This window comes from Peptoniphilus asaccharolyticus DSM 20463 (genome assembly GCF_900176115.1).
Lineage (GTDB): Bacteria > Bacillota > Clostridia > Tissierellales > Peptoniphilaceae > Peptoniphilus > Peptoniphilus asaccharolyticus.
In genome coordinates, this window is sequence record NZ_FWWR01000009.1 from 502842 (window position 1) to 521052 (window position 18211).

Annotated in this window: 16 protein-coding genes; 1 reads left to right on the forward strand and 15 read right to left on the reverse strand. The window is 31.2% G+C overall.

The window, feature by feature from the left end:
* Nucleotides 1-51: 51 nt before the first annotated feature.
* From B8869_RS03110 to B8869_RS03160, 11 genes are all read right to left on the reverse strand, one after another.
* Nucleotides 52-4275, reverse strand: coding sequence for a PolC-type DNA polymerase III (locus tag B8869_RS03110; RefSeq protein WP_084230271.1), 4224 nt, complete (start codon nucleotides 4273-4275; stop codon nucleotides 52-54).
* A gap of 7 nt (nucleotides 4276-4282) precedes the next feature.
* A complete protein-coding gene (gene ispG / locus B8869_RS03115; RefSeq protein ID WP_144017931.1) occupies nucleotides 4283-5335 on the reverse strand; it encodes a flavodoxin-dependent (E)-4-hydroxy-3-methylbut-2-enyl-diphosphate synthase in 1053 nt (350 codons plus the stop codon).
* A gap of 4 nt (nucleotides 5336-5339) precedes the next feature.
* Complete coding sequence (gene rseP, locus B8869_RS03120; protein ID WP_084230273.1) at nucleotides 5340-6341, reverse strand: RIP metalloprotease RseP; 1002 nt, start codon at nucleotides 6339-6341, stop codon at nucleotides 5340-5342.
* Between the two features lie 13 nt (nucleotides 6342-6354).
* Complete coding sequence (locus B8869_RS03125) at nucleotides 6355-7131, reverse strand: phosphatidate cytidylyltransferase (RefSeq protein ID WP_159445231.1); 777 nt, start codon at nucleotides 7129-7131, stop codon at nucleotides 6355-6357.
* Nucleotides 7124-7843: an isoprenyl transferase gene (locus tag B8869_RS03130; protein ID WP_084230275.1), complete on the reverse strand. Its 720-nt coding sequence runs from the start codon at nucleotides 7841-7843 to the stop codon at nucleotides 7124-7126. The genes B8869_RS03125 and B8869_RS03130 overlap by 8 nt, the downstream gene beginning before the upstream one ends.
* Before the next feature lie 41 nt (nucleotides 7844-7884).
* Nucleotides 7885-8442: a ribosome recycling factor gene (gene frr / locus B8869_RS03135; RefSeq protein ID WP_084230276.1), complete on the reverse strand. Its 558-nt coding sequence runs from the start codon at nucleotides 8440-8442 to the stop codon at nucleotides 7885-7887.
* 10 nt (nucleotides 8443-8452) lie between these two features.
* Nucleotides 8453-9160, reverse strand: coding sequence for a UMP kinase (gene pyrH / locus B8869_RS03140; protein WP_084230277.1), 708 nt, complete (start codon nucleotides 9158-9160; stop codon nucleotides 8453-8455).
* Between the two features lie 9 nt (nucleotides 9161-9169).
* Nucleotides 9170-9817, reverse strand: coding sequence for a translation elongation factor Ts (gene tsf / locus B8869_RS03145; protein ID WP_084230278.1), 648 nt, complete (start codon nucleotides 9815-9817; stop codon nucleotides 9170-9172).
* A 58-nt stretch (nucleotides 9818-9875) separates the two neighbouring features.
* Nucleotides 9876-10658: a 30S ribosomal protein S2 gene (gene rpsB / locus B8869_RS03150; protein WP_084230279.1), complete on the reverse strand. Its 783-nt coding sequence runs from the start codon at nucleotides 10656-10658 to the stop codon at nucleotides 9876-9878.
* A 161-nt stretch (nucleotides 10659-10819) separates the two neighbouring features.
* Nucleotides 10820-11638 (reverse strand): ABC transporter permease subunit, encoded by an 819-nt coding sequence (locus B8869_RS03155; RefSeq protein ID WP_084230280.1) that lies wholly within the window; start codon nucleotides 11636-11638, stop codon nucleotides 10820-10822.
* Nucleotides 11635-12762 (reverse strand): ATP-binding cassette domain-containing protein, encoded by a 1128-nt coding sequence (locus B8869_RS03160; RefSeq protein WP_084230281.1) that lies wholly within the window; start codon nucleotides 12760-12762, stop codon nucleotides 11635-11637. The genes B8869_RS03155 and B8869_RS03160 overlap by 4 nt, the downstream gene beginning before the upstream one ends.
* A gap of 101 nt (nucleotides 12763-12863) precedes the next feature.
* Here B8869_RS03160 and ychF point away from each other — a divergent pair, with 101 nt between their 5' ends.
* Nucleotides 12864-13955: a redox-regulated ATPase YchF gene (gene ychF / locus B8869_RS03165; protein WP_084230282.1), complete on the forward strand. Its 1092-nt coding sequence runs from the start codon at nucleotides 12864-12866 to the stop codon at nucleotides 13953-13955.
* Between the two features lie 140 nt (nucleotides 13956-14095).
* On the opposite strand, the gene B8869_RS03170 is transcribed toward ychF, so the two are convergent.
* From B8869_RS03170 to aspS, 4 genes are read right to left on the reverse strand one after another with little or no spacing between them, the layout of a single operon-like run.
* Entirely contained in the window at nucleotides 14096-15163 is a 1068-nt protein-coding gene (locus B8869_RS03170) for a hypothetical protein (RefSeq protein WP_084230283.1), read from the reverse strand.
* Nucleotides 15147-15989 (reverse strand): hypothetical protein, encoded by an 843-nt coding sequence (locus tag B8869_RS03175; RefSeq protein WP_084230284.1) that lies wholly within the window; start codon nucleotides 15987-15989, stop codon nucleotides 15147-15149. The genes B8869_RS03170 and B8869_RS03175 overlap by 17 nt, the downstream gene beginning before the upstream one ends.
* Before the next feature lie 2 nt (nucleotides 15990-15991).
* Nucleotides 15992-16399, reverse strand: a complete 408-nt coding sequence (locus tag B8869_RS03180; RefSeq protein WP_084230285.1) for a SoxR reducing system RseC family protein — start codon at nucleotides 16397-16399, stop codon at nucleotides 15992-15994.
* Nucleotides 16400-16418: 19 nt separating this feature from the next.
* The gene (gene aspS / locus B8869_RS03185; RefSeq protein ID WP_084230286.1) at nucleotides 16419-18191 is read right to left on the reverse strand and encodes an aspartate--tRNA ligase; all 1773 of its coding nucleotides are present in this window, start codon (nucleotides 18189-18191) and stop codon (nucleotides 16419-16421) included.
* Nucleotides 18192-18211: the final 20 nt, after the last annotated feature.

Genomic DNA, 18211 nt, shown 5'->3' on the forward strand with positions numbered 1-18211 from the left:
CTTGCTATTTAATAATACAATTATATCACATTTGAAAATTATTTCAAGCAACTAGAAGCTAAACAAACTTATCTGGTTAGTTTCTTGAAAATCATCTAACAAATGATTTTGTTTTAATATTTCAGTTGTACTCTTTCCTGTACCTGTTCTCTTCTTAAAATCTTCTATAGAAATAAATGCCCCATTTTCTCTTTCAGCTACAATCTGTTTTGCAACTGACTCTCCAACTCCTATAAATGCTCTAAGCGGAAGCAGAACTTTGTTGTTCTTAATAGAGAATCTACTAGCTTCTGATTCATATATATCAGCATTTTCAAACTCATATCCTCTAGCATACATTTCAAGCACTACTTCTAATATGGTAAGCTGTCCTTTTTCTTTAGCAGTTAAAGTATCAGAGCTTTTGATTTCTTCTATTCTGTTCTTAACAGCTTCACTTCCCTGTAACACAAGTTCACCATCAAAGTCATTTAACTTTATAGTAAAGAATGTAGCATAAAAAGCTAAAGGATAATACAACTTAAAATAAGCTATTCTAAAAGATTGAGTTACGTAAGCAACAGCATGAGCTTTCGGGAACATATATTTTATCTTTTCACAAGACTCTATATACCATTCAGGAAGTGCTAAGTTCTTCATAATTCCCTTTTGTTCGTCTGTAAGACCTTTACCTTTACGCACTTTTTCCATAGTGTCAAATGCCATTTTATTTTCAGCTCCGGCACGTATTAGGTAAGTCATTATATCCTCTCTTGTACAAATAACATCAGATAGTTCTGCTCTACCATCATTAACTAAACTTTGAGCATTATTAGTCCAAACATCTGTACCATGTGATAGACCTGAAATTCTAACCAAGTCTGCAAAGTTTTTAGGTTCTGTTTCTATTAACATTTGTTTTACAAAGTTTGTTCCGAATTCAGGAATTCCTAATGTACCTGTTTTAGTCTCAAACACATCGGTATTTAAGTTTAAAGCCTCAGCCGTTCTAAACAAACTTAGAGTTTTTGGATCATTTAGAGCTATCTTGTTAGAATCTACACCCGTAAAATCTTCTAACATTTTGATTATAGTAGGACCGTCGTGTCCAAGTATATCTAGTTTAAGAATTTTACCATGTATAAAGTTATAGTCAAAATGAGTTGTGATTACAGTTGAGTTGATATCATCTGCTGGGTGTTGTATTGGAGTAAAATCAAAAATCTCTTTACTCTTCGGCACAATCATAACTCCTCCAGGGTGTTGGCCTGAAGTTCTTTTTATACCAACTAAATTATTAACTAATCTATCTACTTCAGCAGAGTGAATAGATTGACTTTCAAAATACTTTCTAACATATCCATAAGCTGTCTTCTCAGCAACCGTACCAATTGTACCCGCTCTAAATACATAACCTTCACCAAATAATTCTTCGGTGTATTTGTGAGCATTAGGTTGATATTCTCCAGCAAAGTTTAAATCTATATCGGGTTCTTTATCTCCGTTAAATCCCAAGAAAACTTCAAAAGGTATATCATGACCGTCTTTTTTCATCTTTGTGCCACAAATAGGACAATTTTTATCATCCAAGTCTACTCCTGAACCAACTTCTCCCTTTGTGAAGAATTCTGAATGCTTACACTCAGGGCATACATAATGAGGAACCAAAGGGTTAACTTCTGTTATAGAAGCCATTGTAGCCGCGAAAGAGGAGCCTACAGAACCTCTTGAACCAACAAGATAACCATCGTTGTTTGATTTTGCAACTAGCTTTTGTGCAATTATATATAAAACGGCATATCCATTGTCTATAATACTCTTAAGCTCTATCTCTAATCTATCTTCAACAAGCTTAGGGAGAGTTTCTCCGTAAATTTCATGGGCCTTGTCATAGCAAATTTTTCTTAAATCTTCTTCTGCTCCATCAATAGAGGGAGGATAAGTTCCCTCTGGAATAGGGTCTAATTTGTCTATTGAATCTGCTATTTTATTGGTGTTCTCAACCACAACCTCATAGGATTCTCTTTCTCCTAAGTAGCTAAAACTTCTAAGCATTTCATCTGTGGTTCTAAAATAGAAAGTCTTAGGTACATTAGCCCCTCTAACAGGGGGAGTTTGATTTGAAAGTATAATTCTTCTTGTCAAATCATCTTCCGGCTCTAAGTAGAATACATCGCCCGTTGCAACAACTGGTATATTTAGCTCTCTTCCCAAATTATAAAGATAAATGTTTATGCTCTCGAGTTCCCTTTTGTCTTTGACCATTCCGCTTTGTATAAGTTCAATATTATCTTCAATTGGTTGTAACTCAATATAATCAAAGAATTTGGCAATTTCTCTTATCTTATCTTCATCTTCTAAATTTAATACTGCTTCAAACAAAGGTGATTTAGTATTTCCACTGCCTATTAATAGTCCATCTCTATACCTCTCTATTAAAGATTTAGGCACTTTAGCAACTCTGCTAACGTATTTTAAATGAGATGCTGAAACTAATTTATATAGATTTTTTAAGCCTGTAGTGTTTTTTACCAAAATAGACACCGGCACTTCAAATAATATTGCCGGATTTATATTTTTTGATAAAATATTCAAATCACAAATTGCACTTTCCGCCTCTGCCATTTCAAGTAATTTTATAAATACTAAAGCAGTTGCTTGAGCATCATTTACAGCTCTATGCGCATTTACAAGTGACACTCCAAATTTTTTAGACAAAGCACCCAAGTTAAATCTCTTCATATCTGGCACAAGAGCTCTTGCTAAATACAATGTATCTACTATATCAAATTCAAAATTCAAGTTATGCTTTAGCATATCTCTTCTTATAAATCTTGTATCAAAAGTTGCATTATGCGCAACTAAGACGCTATCTTTACAGAAATCATAAAAATCAAATATTACTTTGTCTATAGTAGGTTCTTCTGCTATTAATGCTGGAGTAATTCCTGTTAATCTTTGAACTTCTTCTGGAATTGATCTCTGTGGATTTATAAGTTGAGAATAGTGGTCTACAATAACACCATCTTTAACTTTTACAGCACCTATTTCTGTTATTTCATCAGTCCTAGGAGAAAATCCGGTAGTCTCGATATCAAATACTACAAAGGTACGCCCTTGCATAGATGAATTTTCTCTATTGATTAAAATTTTTGGACTATCATCAACATAGTTTGCATCTAATCCATATAAAATTTTAAGCCCATATTTTTTACTTGCATCCATAGCCTCTGGGAAACCTTGGACATCAGCAACATCTGTTATTGCAATTGTATCCATACCAAGTTCTTTTGCTCTTTTGGCAAAATCATCAAATGGATTAATTCCATTCATTGTACTCATTCTGGTGTGGAGTCTAAGTTCAACTCTTTTTATTTCTTGTTCATCAACAGGTACCTCTTCTGGGACTATCTCCAAATATCTAATAAATAGAGACTGATCTCTCAAGAAGTTGTCGTATTGCGGATTGCCTGTAATTAGAACTGTGGTTCCAGTTCTTAAATTAGCATCAAACTCTTCTTTTTTATCCTCTGATAAAAATACTTTTGCATAATATGAGCCTGTGTGATCGCTTAGAGAGAATGTATATATGAATTTTGAATCTCTTATTTCTTTAATATCAATTTTAAATATCTTTCCTATTATAGTTACTTTAGGTTGATTTAAGTTGACATTAATTATTTGAGTGGTCTCGCAAATATCTTTTTTGCCATATTTAAATTCTTTTTCTACTTTCTTCTCTTCTTTAAATACTTCTCTTACAGTCTCTGTGTTTTGCACTAAATTTTTTTCAAATTGTTCTATTTCATCAAGCTTTTTTTCTAAATCCTCTGTTGTGCATGAACAAGTTACTTCAGGTTTTAAAAATTCTATTTTATAATCTTTAAATGTAGACAAACTTTCTCTTAGTCTTTCACCTAATCCATTTGAAGTAAAAGAATAATATAACTCCTCTTTAGGAGGAGCTATAGTTATATATTCTTCAGTTACATTTAATTCGATTTCATCTATACAAGTCTGAACAGAAGGGTTGTACTCCAATATTGTATTTATAACTATATCTTCAACGGAAAGAGCGCTTATTACTTCAAAATTACATTTTATATTCAGTTCTAAGAATTTCTCTAAAGATTTTTCTAATATAGAAACATCTTCATCTTCTACATCTGAATTTGATATAAATTTGAATTCTGCACTTAAGTTACCTTTATCTAAAATACATTTTTTAAATTGTATTTCATTTGCACTAAATTTATCTTTTAAATTTAATTTTTCTAACAACTCTTCAAATTTCATAGTTTACCTACATATTTTCTATTTCTTTTACTAATTCATCTAACAAATTATCTTCAGGGATTTTTTTTATAATTTTTCCTTTTTTAAATAGAATAGCCTCTCCATGTCCACCAGCTATTCCTATATCAGCTTCTCTAGCCTCTCCTGGACCATTTACTGCACATCCCATTAATGCAACCTTTAGATTATTCTTTAGTGGAGAAATTCTCTTTTCAGCCTCCTCAACTAATTTTAATAAATCTATATTTGTTCTTGCGCAAGTAGGACACGAAACTATATCTATACCATCTGTTAGAATATCTAGAGACTTTAGGATTTCTCTTCCAACTCTAATCTCTTCAATAGGGTCAGAAGTTAGTGAAACTCTAATGGTATCCCCTATTCCCTCTCTTAAAAGATATCCTATTCCAAGAGCTGACTTTATAGCGCCTTGGAAAGCTGGGCCAGCCTCTGTTATTCCTAAATGAAGTGGATAATCAGATATTTTAGAAAATTCTTTGTATGAATCAATAGACAGATTTACATTAGATGCTTTTAAAGATACCTTTATATCAAAGAAATTTAAGTCTTCCAATGTTTCTATTTCCCTAATTGCAGATTGTACTATTGATTTGGCATTTACTCCACCGAGTTCATCTAATAAATCTTGGTGAATGGAGCCTGAATTAACACCAATCCTGATTGGCAGACCATGATATTTACATGCTTCCACAACTTCTTTAACCTTATTCTTGTTGCCGATATTGCCAGGATTTATTCTTATACAATCCGCACCACCTTCAGCGCTCATAATTGCTAATTTGTGGTCAAATTGTATATCCACAACTATAGGAATGTGTATTGATTTTTTTATCTTCAAAATAGCTTCTGCATCTTCTCTATCATTTACAGCAAATCTTATAATGTCACATCCAGCATCTTCAAGAGCTAATATCTGTTTTACTGTGGACTCAACATCCTTAGTTTTTGTATTAGTCATAGATTGAACTGTGATAGGAGCGTCTCCACCTACTGGAATATTTCCCACCATAATTTGCTTAGTTTGTTTTCTATTAATCATTTCATCACCCATTTAGTATTCTGCTTAAATCGCCAAAAATCGTAACATAAATCATTATTCCAAATAAAAATGATAGTCCCACTAAACTCAAAGCATTTTCAACTTTTTCATTAAGTTTTTTCCCAGTTATGGACTCAATTATTAAAAATAATAATTTTCCTCCATCAAGTGCCGGTATAGGAAGTAGATTTATAACTGCCAAATTAGCACTTATAAGCCCTAAAATATTTAGAAGATTTATAAATCCTTTAGCAGTTTCTTGACCTATTATATTTATTACTCCAACCGGACCAGCAAGCATAGATACCTTAGCCTTGCCTGTAAAAAGCATCCCCATTGTTTTAAATACATCTTTTATCATAAATAATGTATGATTAAAACTTGCTCCCAAGGAATTAGATAATGACTTTTCGACTTTAGGAGTAATCCCTATAATTGATCTTCCATCTCTTTCTTCTGGAATTATATTAAAAGAAATATCTTTTCCTGCTCTATTTACAACTATTTTAAATTCGCCTTTTTGAGATGATATAGATTCGATTATATCATTCCAATTTTTAACAGTGTTATCTCCTATACTGATTACTTTATCGCCTTCTAAAAGACCGACAACCTTAGCCGGTGAATCATCAAGTACGGTGTCTATTGTATTTGTGCGCACTCCAATCATCAAGAAAACAAGCAAAAAAGCTACTACAGCTAATAGGAAATTCATAACTACACCAGCTACAACTACCGCCATTCTTTTAAATACATTCACATTGTTAAAGGCTCTTGGGTCATTGGAGTTTTCCTCTTCTCCTTCCATAGCGACGTATCCACCCACTGGTAGTAATCTTAAGCTGTATAAAGTTTCACCTTTAGTAGTATTTAAAAGCTTTGGGCCCATTCCAATAGAAAATTCATTAACTTTTATTCCACAAAGTTTAGCTACAGTAAAATGCCCCAATTCATGCAAAGTTATAACCAACATAAATACTATAATTGAACCAATTAATGTACTCATTTTTCCTCCCAAATTACAGATTATTAATTATATTTAAGAGAGAGTATATAAGCGGTATTATAAATAAAATAGAATCGATTCTGTCCATAATACCACCATGTCCTGGCAATAAATTACTATAATCCTTTATATCTGTAAGTCTTTTAATTTTAGATGCAAATAGATCTCCCATTTGTCCCATTATAGATGCCAAAACAATAAATATGATACTCAATACACTTAAATTTAAGTCAAAATAAACTAAATATAATATTGAACATATAAGGCATCCTAAAATACCTCCGATAAATCCTTCAACAGATTTTTTAGGACTCACTGATTCTAATAATTTTATCTTTCCAAATTTAGACCCACTTAAATATGCAAAAGTATCTGTAGAAAATGCTATTACAAACACTAGATATAAAAAAGGTGTCTTGTCCAATTCTACTAATAAACTTAAATTTAAAGGTATATAATAAAACATCATCACAGTTAATCCGCTATCCATTAAAGATATATTTTTGGAGAAAAGATAGCTTATTGCTGTTACAAAGAAAACTATTATTAAACTATAAAAAACATTGAATTTTAAGCTTTGTAAAACTAAAATTCCAATTATTCCAAGCGCAAGTGCTAAAATATTAAGTTTTATATTTATTAACTTTAATGCCCTGTTCATTTCATAAATTGCAAATATGCTTGTAATCAAAACCACACTCTTAAGTGCAATCCCACCAAAGTATAGAACAAATGATATTAAAATTAAACCTATTAGCGCTGTTATAGTCCTAGTGCGTAAATCACTCATCAATTCCCCCATAGCGTCTACTTCTCTTTTGAAAATCTTTTATTGCATCTAAAAGCACATCCTCTGTGAAATCAGGCCACAATACATCTGAAAACCAAAATTCACTATAGGCTAATTGATACAACATAAAATTGCTAACTCTAAGCTCTCCTGATGGTCTTATTAAAAGGTCCAACTCATCTTGGCCTGAAGTATACAAATAATTTTCAAATACCTTAGAAGTAATTTCTTCAACATTAGTCTTGCCATCTAAAACGTCTTTGGCGACTAACTTAGTTGCTCTTATGATTTCATCTCTTCCACCATAATTTAGTCCAATATTTAATATCATTTTATCATTATGCATTGTTTCATTCAATGCACACTCAACAGATAATCTAACTTTGCTTGGAAGACAAGAAATATCGCCTAAAACATTAATTTTTATATTATTTTTCTTTATCTTTTCCAATTGATTTTCGATATAGTAGATTAATAAATCCATTAATTTTGAAACTTCCTCTTCAGGTCTTTTCCAATTCTCTGTTGAAAAAGCATATAGAGAAAGCGATTTAACTCCTAGTTTATAACAAGCTTCTACAATTTCAATTACTCTTTTTGTACCTTCTCTGTGTCCTAAAGTTCTTGGCAAACCTCTTCTCTTAGCCCATCTACCATTGCCATCCATTATTATGCCGATGTGCTTTGGAATGTTAGTCATATCAATATCCATTATTCCTCCATACAAAATTAGGACCCTCTTGGGCCCTAACCTTAAATTTCCAATAATTCACTTTCTTTATCTTTAGTGATTTTATCTACTTCTTCGATATATTTATCTGTGATTTTTTGAATATCGTCTTCAGCTCTTTTTCTATCATCTTCAGTTATTTCATTGGATTTTTCTAATTTCTTAATATCTTCCATTGAATCACGTCTAATATTTCTAAGAGCAACTTTTGCATTCTCACTATTCTTTTTAACTATTTTAATAAGATCTTTACGTCTTTCTTCAGTTAATTGAGGAATTACAAGTCTTATTATCTTACCATCATTTGATGGTGTTATTCCTAAGTCAGACTTTAAAATAGCTTTTTCGATTTCAGGAATAGTGTTTGCATCCCAAGGTTGTATTGCAAGTAATCTTGGTTCAGGAGCTGAAACTCCAGCAACTTGATTTAACGGAGTTGATTGTCCGTAATAGTCAATTGTAATTTTATCTAATAAAGTTGGGTTTGCTCTACCAGCACGAATACTTTGAAGATCTTCTTTATAAACTGAAATAGATTTAGACATTTTTTGTTCAGAATCTTTTTTAATATCAGATATCATATTTCTCTCCTTAACGCACTTTTGTGCCCATATCTTTACCTTCAACAACATCTACTATAGAATTTTCTTCATCTATTCCGAATACAACTAATGGAATTTGATTATCCATACACAATGAAGTTGCTGTGGTATCCATAATTTTTAACTCTCTATTTAAAATTTCAAGGTATGACAACTCTTTGAACTTTTGAGCATTAGCATTGAATTTAGGATCACTGTCATAAATTCCGTCAACGCCTTTTTTAGCGATAAGTATAACTTCTGCATCAATTTCTGCAGCTCTTAAAGCTGATGTGGTATCTGTTGAAAAATAAGGACTTCCTGTTCCAGCCGCAAAAATAACAACTCTACCTTTTTCAAGATGTCTTATAGCTTTTCTTCTTATATAAGGTTCAGCTACATCCTTCATTTCTATTGCAGTTTGAACTCTTGTCATAACGCCTATATTTTCAAGAGAATCTTGAAAAGCAAGAGCGTTCATAACAGTTCCAAGCATACCCATATAGTCTGAAGTAGCTCTGTCCATATCAGCAGAATCTCTTCCTCTCCAGAAATTTCCTCCGCCAACTACAACACTAGTTTCAACTCCAAGGGAGTGAATTGCTTTAATTTGTTCAGAAATTTTTCTAACGGTTGGAATATCTATACCTACTCCCTTTTCACCCGCTAAAGCTTCTCCTGATAATTTTAAAACAATTCTTTTATATTTAGGCTCCATGTCGGCTCCTTATTTACCTATTTGTTTTGCAACTTCTTCTGCAAAGTCTTCTTCTCTTTTTTCAAGACCTTCGCCAACTTCGTATCTAACGAATCTTCTTACGTTAATCTTTTCACCAATTTTAGCTGAAATATTGTTTAATAAATCTTGAACTTTTACATCAGGGTCTTTGATGAATTTTTGATCTAGAAGTACGATTTCTTCATAGAATTTTTCAAGTCTTCCTGCAACCATTTTTTCAACGATTTTTTCAGGTTTTCCTTCGTTTAGAGCTTGTTCTGTAAGAACTTTCTTTTCATGTTCTAAAGCTTCTGCAGGAACTTCTTCACGAGTTACATATTTAGGGTTTACAGCTGCGATTTGCATAGCTATATCTTTTACAAAACTCTTGAATTCATCATTTTTAGCAACGAAGTCAGTTTCAGTGTTTACTTCTACTAAAACACCAATTCTTCCACCGTGAACATAAGATTCTACAATACCTTCACTAGCGATTCTTCCTGATTTTTTAGCAACAGAAGCTAATCCTTTTTCTCTTAAAAGGTCTACGGCTTTGTTTAAATCTCCGTCTGCTTCTTTTAGCGCTTTTTTACAGTCCATCATACCTGCTGATGTTTTGTCTCTTAATTCTTTGATTAATGCTGCTGTTATTTCCATAAATTTACCTCCTAAAAAAAGAGAGTTCAAAGACAAGCTTTAGAACTCTCAAAATTAATTACGCTTCTATATTTTCTACAGTATCCTCTGCTTGAGATTCTTCATTTTTAACTTCTACAGATTCTTCTTTGTTATCTTCAGAAAAATCTACATTTTGAGTACCTTGTTTACCTTCTAATACTGCATTTGCCATTGTTTCAGTAATTAGCTTTACGGCTCTAATAGCATCGTCATTTCCTGGGATTGGAAAATCAATTTCATCTGGATCACAGTTAGTGTCGATAATTCCGATTACAGGAATTCCTAAAATATGAGCTTCTTTAACAGCTATTCTTTCTTTACGTGGGTCAACTACAAATATTGCATCTGGAATTCTATCCATGTCTTTAATACCACCAAGGAATTTTTCTAATTTTTCTCCTTCGTGTCTTATTTGGATAACTTCTTTTTTAGGAAGAGCTTCAAAAGTTCCATCTTCTTCCATTTCTTCGATTCTTTGAAGTCTATCTATTCTTTTTCTAATTGTTTGGTAGTTAGTTAAAAGACCACCTAACCATCTTTGGTTAATGAATGGCATTTCACATCTCTTAGCTTCTTTTTCGATAGCATCTTGAGCTTGTTTCTTTGTACCTACAAAAAGAATAGTGCCACCTTCTGCTGATAATTCTCTTATGAATTCATAAGCTTCGTTGATTTTCTTTACTGTTTTTTGAAGGTCTATTATATAGATACCGTTTCTTTGAGTAAAGATGAATCTAGCCATCTTAGGATTCCATCTTCTTGTTTGGTGTCCGAAATGAACACCTGCTTCTAATAAGTTTTTCATTGCTACTACTGACAAAAAAATTCCCCCTTTGTTTATATCCTCCACCTTCATCATCTGTAATTAAGGACATTTCTGCAACTCTCAATACATCAAAAGGTGTGTGTAGTAAATCATCGTTTACAAGTATAGCATATATGTTAATATTCATCAAGAAAAAAATCCTGTATAACACAGGATTAATAATCTAATTCTTTTGAATTGTATATAACATATGAAAGTAAAATAAATATAATTAATATAACTAAATTTATTCCCATTCCAGTGAAATCAAATTGTTCTTTTACAAAAAATACAGGATTGAAAACTTCTAAAGTAAATTTTTCAACTATCATTTTAAATGTAGATCCATATATTTTCCCAAAAACTGTCACTAATACAGCTAATAGAACAAATAGTATTGAAGTTCCTTCAGTAAAATTAGTAGATTTTGACATAGAACTAAAGAAAAGACCTATACTCATAAATACTAATCCACCGATAAACATTCCACCGAATATTTTAGCTATAGCAAAAATTACTATTTGTATGCTAAGTTCAACTTCTGTTTGAATTACATATACTATTCCAAAAGTAACTAAAGCTAAAAGCACAAGCATAATAAAATAAGTTAGTATATTTGCTAAAAGTTTTTGAGTTACTATTTCGCTTCTTGAAATAGGGTTTGAATATATATATCCTATAGAACCTTGAGATTGTTCTTTAGCTAAAGAATTTGCTCCTAGCTGCATAGCAAACATAGCGATAAAGACTGCTACATATTGGAAGATAAATCCCAAGTATTCAGAGATGTCAGTGTAATCTAATTCGTCTTTAAATCCTAAAATATTTTTTACATTATCTGATAAAGAAGAAAGAAAACTGTCAAATATACTCTTCATATTTCCGTCCAACATAAGCGGATATATAGCCATTAAAAGCCCTGTCAATATAGCGATGACTAATAACCAAGCAAAAAGTTTTGACAAATTTGATTTTAATTCCCTAGAAAAAATCATTGTTCCACCTCTTTCTCAGATGCATCTTCATCTTCCATAACAATTTCTCCATTTTCTAAGGTTGTTCCCTTTGGAGCTATTTGTATAGTATCTTGACTTACAGTTGTTGATATAGAATCTCCAGAAATATTTTCTTCAATTTGAATTACTTCGGTAGTTTCTTCTGACATTTCAGTAACTTCTTCAACAACGGTTTCTGATTTTGCTACAATAGGTCTATGATATTCGACTTCTACTTCATACGGATTTTCTGAATCGTAATAAGCTGCTATTTTATCTCTAAGAGAAGAATTTTCGATTGTATAATCGTCAATCATGTGTTGGCTAATTACATTAGATAATAAATTCATATCTTTATCATAATAGAAAATCTTTTCATAAGGAGAATCTTTTAGTAGAATAGCTCCTATTGTTGTGAATGGTGTTAAATCAGATAAATTCTTATGAATTCTTATAAGCTTGTCATTAGAAATTTTATCTTTTAAGTACTCAATATCTCTTATTTTACCATCATATAGATAAGCTGCTCTGTCACAGTATCTTTGTGCTTCCATAAGACTATCTGTAAGCATAAATACAGTTAACCCTTCACTTTCCTTCAAATAATTTAAGTGAGCAAAAAGCACTGAAACTTGTTCGTTAGATAAGAACTTTGATGGTTGATCCATTATTATCAATCTTGGTTTGATAATAAGAGCGTTTATAACCGCAAATAACTTCTTTTCAGATTCTGTCATTTCAGAGAATCTCAATCTTTGATTAAAATTAAAAAGCTCTAAAAGTTTCTCTAATTCATCAGTATTTTGTAGATTATGTGAAACTAAAGTTTTCTTAAATAGATATGAAGCTCTTATATTTTCGTTGAAAACGGCTTCTTCTGGTATATATGAAACACTTTCTTTTATATATTTAGAATCTTTAGCACAATCCATATCATAAACCATTATTTGCCCTTTAGCAGGTTTAAGATAATTAAATATTATTTTAGCAATTGTTGTCTTTCCAGCCCCTTCAAGTCCTAAAAGTGCAAAAAATTCACCCTCTAAAACTTCTAAGTTGAGGTTTTGAAATACCTTTTTTTTGCCCATTCTTTTTGTCAAATCACTCATGACTATGGCACTCATTATTTTCACCTCTTTTAAATTTGTTAATTTTATTATAATATATTTCTTAGATAAAACCAATTAAATTGTAAATTTAAATAAACTAATGAAAGAGGACAAAAATGAAACTAGGAATAGTAGGACTACCTAATGTAGGTAAATCAACACTTTTTAATGCTTTGACTAAAGCTGGAGCTGAAGCAGCAAATTATCCATTTGCAACTATTGAACCAAACGTTGGAGTTGTAAGTGTGCCTGATGAAAGGCTTAATGTACTATCAAAGATGAGTAATTCAGCTAAAATTGTGCCAGCTCACATAGAATTTTTTGATATAGCTGGTCTTGTTAAAGGAGCTAGTAAAGGAGAAGGTCTAGGCAACCAATTCTTAGCTAATATAAGAGAAGTTGATGCAATAGTTCACGTTGTAAGATGTTTTGATAATGACAATGTAATCCATGTGGATGGTTCTGTAGATCCTATTAGAGATATAGAAAACATAAATTTAGAACTTATCTTCTCAGATTTAGAACAAATCGAAAAAAGACTGCAAAAAACTGAAAAACAATTAAAAGGAGATAAAACTTTAGCTCCTGAAGTTCAACTTTTAAAAAAATTAAAAGAGTTACTTGAAGAAGGTCTACCTGCAAGAAATTTAGAACTAACTGAAGAAGAAAAGAAAATCATTAAAAATTACCAATTACTTAGCGATAAGAGTGTTATCTATGTAGCTAACATTTCAGAAGATGAAGTTAGCAGTGATGAAGAAAATGATTTAGTTAAACGTGTTAGAGAATTTGCAAGCAAACAAAATGATGAAGTTGTAGCTATTAGCTGCGAAATAGAATCTCAAATTCAAGCTTTAGAAGATGATGAAAGAGATATGTTTATGGAAGAACTTGGTCTTGAAAGTGCCGGACTTGATAAACTTATAAAATCAAGCTATAAACTTTTAGGTCTTATTTCATATTTGACTACTGGTGAAATGGAAACACGTGCTTGGACAATTGTAAATGGAACCAAAGCTCCTGGTGCAGCTGGTAAAATTCACACAGACTTTGAAAGAGGATTTATAAAAGCAGATATAATTTCCTATGAAGATCTTGTAAATTCTGGTTCAATGGCTGAAGCAAGAGAAAAAGGCCTTATTAGAAGTGAAGGTAAAGAATATGTTATGAAAGACGGAGATGTCGTAAATTTCAAGTTTAATGTTTAATTTTCAAAAAAGCTTAGGTGCTAAAAATAGTATCCTAAGCTTTTTTTGTTTATATTCAACATTTCTAAATTTCTTATCTTACTAAAATAAATACTACACAAATAAGCTGAGGAACTATTTCCCCAGCTTTATTTTTAATTTTACTTTGCAGATTTATATAACTTTAAAGAATGTTCCATAACTCCCGGAGTTTTAATAAAGTCAATAGGTTCGATTCCATCTGAGAAGTCTACCACTTTATATACATTTCCCGAAGTGTCATAGTAGTAGTTTATAATTTTTTCATCTTTCAATTCAGAAATTATGTGTACTCTACCTCTAAAATCCTTTAAAATCTTTATATTTCCATTTTCAAATTTTTGCTCTTTAATATTAACATAGTTGGTGTAAATATTTGAAATAGAATAAACATCTGTTCCGAACAAAAGTTTCTTGTAGTATGCCTCTGTAAATTTTTGAGGTATGCTATAATTACTAGAACTTATGACGCTAGTCTGTCTTTTTATATTTTGTAAGTCTATTTCTTTTTGGTCACTTGCACCAACAAATGCCAAATGGTCTAACATTTCCAATCCTAAACTTTTTAGCACAACCATATTTTGATATAAACTAACTAGTCTATCTTTTGATTCTATCTTTGACTTAGCTTTTGAAAAATAATTATTTGTACTGTTATAGTAATTTAAAATTCCATTGTATTTATAAATCTCAAAATTACTCCTTAACAGATTGTAGTTTACTTCTCTTATTAAATAATCATTTTGCAATATACTTGAAATCAACAAGTTTGACTTAGCACTCTCTAAATCTCTTACTTTATTGTTAAAGTAGAATGAGTTTATTCTCGCTTCTGAATTTTTCAATCCTATTTTTTTAATATTTTGTACATTGTAGTCTAAAGACACAGGATAAGAAATATAGTCGTCATATTTGTTTGACTCATAATCATATTGAGGAACTAAATTTTCAAGTACTTCTTTTCTAGAATTCAATTTACCCAATTTTTTATCTAATTCATCTATGGACTCTTTAGCTTTTTTATTCTCTTTCTTTATTTTTAAAATTTCAGACTGATATTTTGCATTTTCTACAGAAATATTATTATTTAGCAAATCAAGATTAGATTTTGAAAAGAAAAGCAATACACATCCTATTATCATAAATGCTGAACTCAATACAATTTTAGAATTATTATTCAGATTTTTCATAAGTCTCACCTGTTAATTTTGCTATAACCGCTTGGTTTTCATAGTACTTTCTTACAAAAGCTTCTGTATTATAAACTAATTCATTTAAGTTTGTACTGGTTAGAGTCCCTGTATTTAACTCAAAACTTTCTAATGTTTTAAATATTTGATGTGTAGTCAAAACATTATTATAGATAGAATTTAAATTTTCAGGAATATCTGTCAAGTCATGAGAAACTTCATACAAGTTATCCGAATAAATTGCAGTTAGAAATAACAATAGATTGTTGAATTTAGATTCTCCATTTATAGAATTTAAATAAGCTATTGTTCCCGTCTTTTTAGCTTCATTCATAAACCCGTCTATAGCCAATTGTGAATATATATCAGGATTTAACTGCTCACTAATTTCTCTATCATCTAAAGAAGTTATTTTAGCAACCAAACCACTGAAATCTTCCGATTCATAATATTCTCCGTCAAAATAGTGTATATATTTTTTCAGTTCTTCTTTTAAGTCATTTTTTATTCTATTGTTTTCATCTTGCAATCTCTTAACTTCTTCTTGTACTAACTCATCATCTTCTTTGAGGTAGTCAAATCCGTAAGTTGTAAAAAATTCTATAGATTTATCATTTAAATCTTTTTCCTTGATTGCAAGAGATTTGGAATTTACTTCAACTTCTTCTTTTATATTCTGCAATTCTTTCTTTAAAGATTCTAAATTATTTAATTCTGACAAATAACTGTTATACTTCAATTTAGAATAAGCAAATATAACACTAGTAACTACCAAAAAAATTATAGAAAAAGTTAATATCGTTTTATGCGAGTTTTCTTTATTCATAATTAGTCAATCTTTCTCAGTTTTATTTCAGAACTGGTAAGTTTTAATTTTCCATCTATTTTCTTTATTATAAAGTATGTTATGGCTAAAGCTATTAATCCAATTAAAAGACTACCGAGTTGATTTTTTTCTCCTAAAGCCATAAATGATACTATTATACTTGTTATAAATACAATAAGAGGTACTCCGTAGACTAGAGCTATATATCCCAACACTTTAGCAGAATTTATTTCCAACTCTACTATATCACCTATTTCAGCATTTATTGTGTTTAGAACTCTTATAGTCTTAGGTTTAGACTCGCAGTGAGCGCCACAAGTCTCGCAACTGCCTCCACAAGCACTTGCTCTTACACTCACCACGTTTACATAATCACCATCAGTATTTATAACAACACCAGAATTTTTCATTCTAACACCCCCTGAAGTGTCAGTCTATCACCTTTACATGAACTTCTTGAAGTTGTTTTTCAGATACATATGCAGGTGCTCCAGTCAACAAGTCTGTCGCTGATTGAGTTTTAGGGAAAGCTATTACGTCTCTTATATTTGATGAATCTGTAAATAGCATAACCATTCTATCAAGTCCATAAGCTATACCGCCGTGAGGTGGCGCTCCATATTTAAATGCATCAATTAAGAAACCAAATTTTTCTTGCGCTTCTTCACTTGTGAATCCAAGGGCATTGAACATCTTTTCTTGAATTTGAGGATCGTTAATTCTGATACTTCCGCCCCCCATTTCATCTCCGTTGATTACTATATCGTAAGCTTTGGCTCTACAGTTTTTAGGGTCAGATTGTAGTTTGTCCAAATCTTCATCCATTGGAGCTGTGAAAGGATGGTGTTTTGCAACATATCTTTCTTCTTCTTTGTCATATTCGAAAAGCGGGAATTCAGTAATCCATAATAATTCATAATGGCCAGGTTTTATTAAGTCCATATCCTTTGCAACCTTGTTACGTAGATTACCTAAACTGTCAAATACTACATCTTCTTCATCAGCTACAAACACTAATAGGTCTCCATCTTTACCTTCCATTTTAGCTATTAAAGAATTTAGAATTTCTTCACTGATAAATTTAGATATAGGTGAAGATACTTCTCCGTTTTCTAACTTAATCCAAGCAAGACCTTTTGCGCCGTATGTCTTAACAAATTCTTCAAGCTTTGAAATTTGTTTTCTTGAATATTGAGATGCTCCGTTCTTTATATTAATACCTCTGATAGATCCTGTTTCAACCTGAGAGTCGAATACTTTAAATCCAGAATTTCTAACTTCTTCTTTAACATCTACAAGTTCTAAACCAAATCTCAAATCCGGTTTATCAACACCAAATCTATCCATGGCTTCTTTATATGTCATTCTTCTAAGAGGAAGTGGTAAATCTACATTTACCATTTCTTTAAATGCATATTTTAAAAATCTTTCGTTAGTTTCTATTACATCTTCTATGTCTACAAAGCTCATTTCAGTATCTATTTGAGTGAATTCAGGCTGTCTGTTAGCTCTTAAATCTTCATCTCTAAAACACTTAGTTATTTGGAAGTATCTATCGAAACCAGAACACATAAGTAATTGTTTCATAAGTTGAGGTGATTGTGGCAATGCATAGAATTGTCCCTCATTGATTCTAGAAGGAACTAAATAGTCTCTTGCTCCTTCAGGAGTTGGTTTAGTTAACATAGGTGTTTCAACTTCAATGAACCCTTCAGATGCATAAAAATCTCTTGTAACTTTATAAAACTTAGATCTTGCAAATAATTTTTTTTGCATTGCTGGTTTTCTAAGGTCTAAAGATCTGTACTTTAATCTCATATTTTCAGATACATTGTCATCATCTTTAATATATATAGGTGGAACTTCTGATTTGTTTAAAATTCTTAACTCATTGGCTAATATTTCTATTTTACCAGTTGGAATTTTATCGTTTATAGAAGATCTTTCTCTTACAGTACCTTTTACTGCTACTACAAACTCTGATCTCAATCCTGTAGCTTTTTCAAAAAGTTCTTTATCTACAGTGTCATCAAAAACTACTTGCACAATTCCTTCTCTGTCTCTCACATCGGCAAATACAATAGAACCTAAATTTCTTTCTTTTGCAATCCAACCCATAACAGTTACTTCATTACCAATGTTATTTTCTCTAAGTTCTCCACAATAATGAGATCTTCTTAATCCAGTTAATTTATCAGACATTTATTCCTCCATATTAAAAA

What these genes read in the sequence shown, in the direction of transcription:
- B8869_RS03110 (WP_084230271.1), bottom strand. Translation starts at nt 4,275, where the DNA reads ATGAAATTTGAAGAGTTGTTAGAAAAATTAAATTTAAAAGATAAATTT.
- B8869_RS03160 (WP_084230281.1), bottom strand. Translation starts at nt 12,762, where the DNA reads ATGAGTGCCATAGTCATGAGTGATTTGACAAAAAGAATGGGCAAAAAA.
- ychF (WP_084230282.1), top strand. Translation starts at nt 12,864, where the DNA reads ATGAAACTAGGAATAGTAGGACTACCTAATGTAGGTAAATCAACACTT.
- B8869_RS03130 (WP_084230275.1), bottom strand. Translation starts at nt 7,843, where the DNA reads ATGGATATTGATATGACTAACATTCCAAAGCACATCGGCATAATAATG.
- B8869_RS03180 (WP_084230285.1), bottom strand. Translation starts at nt 16,399, where the DNA reads ATGAAAAATTCTGGTGTTGTTATAAATACTGATGGTGATTATGTAAAC.
- B8869_RS03155 (WP_084230280.1), bottom strand. Translation starts at nt 11,638, where the DNA reads ATGATTTTTTCTAGGGAATTAAAATCAAATTTGTCAAAACTTTTTGCT.
- tsf (WP_084230278.1), bottom strand. Translation starts at nt 9,817, where the DNA reads ATGGAAATAACAGCAGCATTAATCAAAGAATTAAGAGACAAAACATCA.
- B8869_RS03170 (WP_084230283.1), bottom strand. Translation starts at nt 15,163, where the DNA reads ATGAAAAATCTGAATAATAATTCTAAAATTGTATTGAGTTCAGCATTT.
- B8869_RS03175 (WP_084230284.1), bottom strand. Translation starts at nt 15,989, where the DNA reads ATGAATAAAGAAAACTCGCATAAAACGATATTAACTTTTTCTATAATT.
- aspS (WP_084230286.1), bottom strand. Translation starts at nt 18,191, where the DNA reads ATGTCTGATAAATTAACTGGATTAAGAAGATCTCATTATTGTGGAGAA.
- B8869_RS03125 (WP_159445231.1), bottom strand. Translation starts at nt 7,131, where the DNA reads ATGAGTGATTTACGCACTAGGACTATAACAGCGCTAATAGGTTTAATT.
- pyrH (WP_084230277.1), bottom strand. Translation starts at nt 9,160, where the DNA reads ATGGAGCCTAAATATAAAAGAATTGTTTTAAAATTATCAGGAGAAGCT.
- ispG (WP_144017931.1), bottom strand. Translation starts at nt 5,335, where the DNA reads ATGATTAATAGAAAACAAACTAAGCAAATTATGGTGGGAAATATTCCA.
- rseP (WP_084230273.1), bottom strand. Translation starts at nt 6,341, where the DNA reads ATGAGTACATTAATTGGTTCAATTATAGTATTTATGTTGGTTATAACT.
- frr (WP_084230276.1), bottom strand. Translation starts at nt 8,442, where the DNA reads ATGATATCTGATATTAAAAAAGATTCTGAACAAAAAATGTCTAAATCT.